This is a genomic window from Flavobacterium sp. (assembly GCF_028712645.1).
In the GTDB taxonomy this organism is placed as follows: Bacteria; Bacteroidota; Bacteroidia; order Flavobacteriales; family Flavobacteriaceae; genus Flavobacterium.
Genome location: NZ_JAQTPQ010000272.1, coordinates 1 through 4,512 on the forward strand (window position 1 = coordinate 1; position 4,512 = coordinate 4,512).

Consider the following 4,512-nt stretch of genomic DNA (forward strand, 5'->3'; position numbering starts at 1 on the left):
ACTACAGCGCTGCAATTGGTTCCTGAAGAAACAGCAGTTAAGTCAGCGGTTGGACAGTTAGCAATGACTGGACCTTCATTGTCATTTACTGTAACGGTTTGGTTATAAATCGTAGTATTTCCACTTTCATCAATAAAACTCCATCTCACATTGGTACTCCCTAAAATAAAGGTAGCCGGCGCATTATTAGAAATTGTAATGTTTGCAGGTAATGAGCAATTATCAGTTGCAGTTGGAGGCGTTAAGGTCATTGTATTTGTACAAGTTCCAGGATCTACATTAACTGCAACATCGTCAAAAGGCAAATCCATTACTGGAGCAATATTGTCAGCAACTACAAAATCAAAACTACAGGTATTGGAATAAACTGTTCCGTCAATAGTTTGAGTAGCAGTCCAAGTTATTGTGTTTGTTCCTTTTGGAATAGTTGCTCCCGCCAAAGTAGTATTCGATGGTGCGCCAACAAGATTATGTGTCATTGTGCGACCTGAACCAGAAGCAGAAGCAAAAACAGCATCATAAGTCGTAACTCCCGCTCCTATTGTATAGCCGCAAGTTCCTGCATCTGTAGTTTGTGCAACATCAATAGGGCAAGTAATTTTTGGTATAAAAGAATCAACTATAGTAATATTTACAGTACAAGTAGTTATGTTGCCACTAGTATCAGTAGCAGTCCAAATAATAGAATGGTCTCCAATGCCAAGTTGTGATCCATTTAAAGTTCCATTATTAGTTAAATTATTAGTATAGGATGCTAGTGTACAATTGTCACTTACTGGTGGTGTAAATTCATTACCAATAACTGCATAATAAGTAACTGTTGAATTTTTATATTCACGGAAATAAGTTGATGATGGACAAGTAATTACTGGTGCAATAGCATCAGTTACGGTAACTGTTTGTGTATGATAAACAAGATTTCCTTCAGAATCCCAAGCTGTCCAATACACATTGGTAACTCCTATGTCAAAGTTATTCCCGCTTGGTATTCTTGAATAGGTTAATGGTGAAGTTCCATCACAATTATCGACTGAAGTTGCTGTTCCTAAATCGACTCCTATTGCTGTGCAAGATGAATCAACATTTACGGCAACATCTGCTGGCCAAGTTACAACTGGAACCTGATTGTCATAAACAGAAACAGTAAACACGCAACAAGTATTTACATCTGCGACGTTAGTGGCTGTCCAAGTAACTGTTGTTGTTCCTTTATTTAGAATAATGCCAGCAAGTGAAGTTCCTGTTCCTGAAGTAGCTCCTGAAAGTGTATATGCAAATGTTGTTCCCGGAGTTGTAGAACTTACATTAAATTCGGTTCCCTGAACGGCATAAGTACAAACTCCTGTATCCGTTGGTTTCGTTGCATTTCCGCGACAAGTTACTGATGGTGGATCTGTATCTAATATTGTAATGGTACTTGCACAAGTTGCAACATTACCTGCATTATCTGTAACTGTCCAAGTGATGGTATGAACTCCCACAGGAATTTGCGCGCCTGCTAAAGTGCTTGATCCATTAAAATTATTGGTTGCGCTTAAAATTCCGGAGCAATCCCAATATCCGTAAGGGTTTAACTCGTGGTCGAAAACTGTATAATAGGTCTGTCCATTATCAACCTGCCTACATAAAGATGGGCAACTAATTGCAGGTGCGTCATCATCTGTTACAGTAACCGACTGAGTGGCCGTATTATAGTTATTGTGAATGTCACGTATTGTCCAAGTCACTATAGTTGTTCCTATTGGATAAGAAGAAGGTGCATTGTTCCAATAGTCTAAAACACCACAATTATCTGTTCTTACAGGTGTTCCTAAATTTACTCCCGTTGCATAACATCCTGAATTTGTGGTGGTATTTATGTTGACTTGTGGCGTAATTACTGGCAATTCATTATCAGATACCTCAACAAAATAACTACAAGAATTAGTATAAACTGTTCCGCTGATAGTTTGAGAAGCTGTCCAAGTTACCAAAGTTGAACCAATAGGGAATACTGCACCTGCAAGCGATGTAGGTGAATTGGGTTTCACAGCCAAAACTGGCGAAGTAACAAAACTTAAAGTTGCCCCTCCAGAGGTAGTTGCATTAAATTCCGTTCCAACAACCGTATAGTCACAAGCGCTTGTGTTAGTACTTTTATATTGATCCCCTACACAAGAAATTGAAGGATATAAATCTGTTACCACCTCAACCACAACAACACAAGTTTCGGTATTTCCGGCAGCATCAGTTGCAGTCCAAGTTATTGAATTTGTACCAGAATTTAGATGAGCTCCATTGAGACTTGAAGTGCTATTAAAACTATTGGTATAAGAAGTTAAACCACAATTATCTGTTGCTGTGGGTTTGAATTCATTGGTACCAACCGTATAATAAGTTTGTCCTAAATCTACTACTCGAATATATGATGTTGCTGGACAATTGATGATGGGTTTTACATTATCAGTAACCGTAACAGCAATCGTTTTCAACTGTTCATTACCATAATTATCTTTTACACTCCATTGCACATTTGTGGTTCCAACAGGAAACTGCACATAATCTAGTGAGCGATAATTATTGTAATTATTTATAATGGTGTAATTACTAGCTGTACAGTTGTCAACAACAGCTTGCGGATCAAATTCAGTTCCTACAGCGGTATAATAACAACTTGTAGTTGATGTAAATTTACTGACTGTTGCAGGCAAAGTATAACTTGGAGGTGTAACGTCAAGCACAGTAACTTGGTACTGCATTGTAGCAACATTTCCAGAATTATCAGTTGCTGTCCAAACTACCACTGTAATTCCAACAGGGAATTCAAAATCAGCTAAAGTTGCACTATTGTTTTGGTTATTTACTAAAGAAACCGTAGGGCAGTTATCAGTAACAGTAGGATCAAATTCAGTTCCTACTGTTTTATAAAAACAAACATTGCTTGGAGCATTTTTGGTTTGGTCAATTATTGTTGAAATTACAGGAAAAACTAAATCTTTAACCGTAATATTAAATGTACAATTAGTTGTATTGCTTGATTGGTCGGTTACAGTCCAAACCACGGTATGAACTCCTCCTGCTAAAACAGTTCCAGCCATCGATGTTCCAGCACCAGGATTTCCGTCAAGTGTGTAAGAAATAGTAAAACTACTGTCGCAGTTATCCGTTATGTTTTTCGCATCAAATTCTGTCCCAACTACTGAGTAGTCACAAGAACCACTAGGGATTTGTCTGATTTCATTTCCATAACAAACAAAGTTAGGCGCTTGATTATCTGAAACTGAAATTGTAAAAGGGGTAGAACTTACTGAATTTCCATTGACATCAGATACAGTCCATACAATTGAGTACGGATAAGTAGCATCTTTGGCTAATTGTAAACTGGCAAGTGAATTTGTACCTGTAGCGATGGTGACACCGTTTTTCGTTATTACATAAGTAGGTGTAATTGTATTACAGTTATCTGCTACATTTCTAAGGTCAAATTGTGTGCCTGGAACCGTAAAGTAACATTTTCCTGGGTCAGTTGATTTGGCAAAAGTTCCTGAAGGTTGCGTAAAAGTTGGATCTTGATTGTCAGTAACGTTTACAACTATAGTACAAGTTGAAATGTTCCCAGAAGCATCAGTGGCTGTCCATACAATAGTATTAGTACCCGCTGGAAGTTGTTTTCCTGTAAGTGTATTGGTTCCGTCAAATGAATTAACAGCAGTTACAGCACAACCATCTGTAGTGGTAGGATTAAATTCTGTTCCAACAACCGTGTAAAAACAAACACCTAGAGCTGTCACTTTTGCAAAAGGACTACCTGATGGACACGTTAATACTGGAGGAGTTGTATCAACAACGATTACATTGAAACTCATAAAAGTGGTGTTACCAACAGCATCAACTGCACGATATCTAATATTAGTTGTTCCAATAGGAAATGTACTTCCGCTGGCAGCCCCATTTACTTGACCAAAAATAGTAACTCCACAATTATCAGCTGCAACAGGTTCTGTCCAAGAAACCACCGCTCCACAACCTGTCGAAATAGTAACAGTTATATTACTAATAGGAGTAATAGTCGGCAAAATATTATCAGCAACGGTAACTTTAAAAGTACTGGTACGTATATTCGTTCCATCACTTACTGTCCATAATATAGTGTTAATTCCTGTTGATAATACAACACCTGCAAGTGTATTTGAAGCTACTGGAGTATCCGAGTTAATTTTGTAGGTAACAGATGCAATAGAACAATTATCTGAATAAGTTGCATTAAATTCGGTACCCGAAACAGTATATCCACACCCTGTATTCGTGTTACGATTTTGATTCCCAATACTAGAAATAATTGGAACTTGATTATCAATAACTGTTTTTGTAAAGGTCAAAGGTGCTGAAGCTGCATTCCCACTTGCATCTACTGCTGTCCAAGTGATTAGATTCGCACCTGCAAGCAATTGTATGCCTGTTAATGATCCTGTTCCGCTAAGTGTTGTTGCTCCCGAAACGGTATAGGAAAGAATAGTTCCAGTACAATTATCG

Annotated in this window: 1 protein-coding gene; it reads right to left on the reverse strand. The window is 37.9% G+C overall.

Annotation, left to right across the window (positions count from 1 at the left end):
• Positions 1–4,512 (reverse strand): HYR domain-containing protein (locus tag PHC28_RS15995; RefSeq protein ID WP_300102968.1); only part of this gene is annotated, 4,512 nt, incomplete at both ends.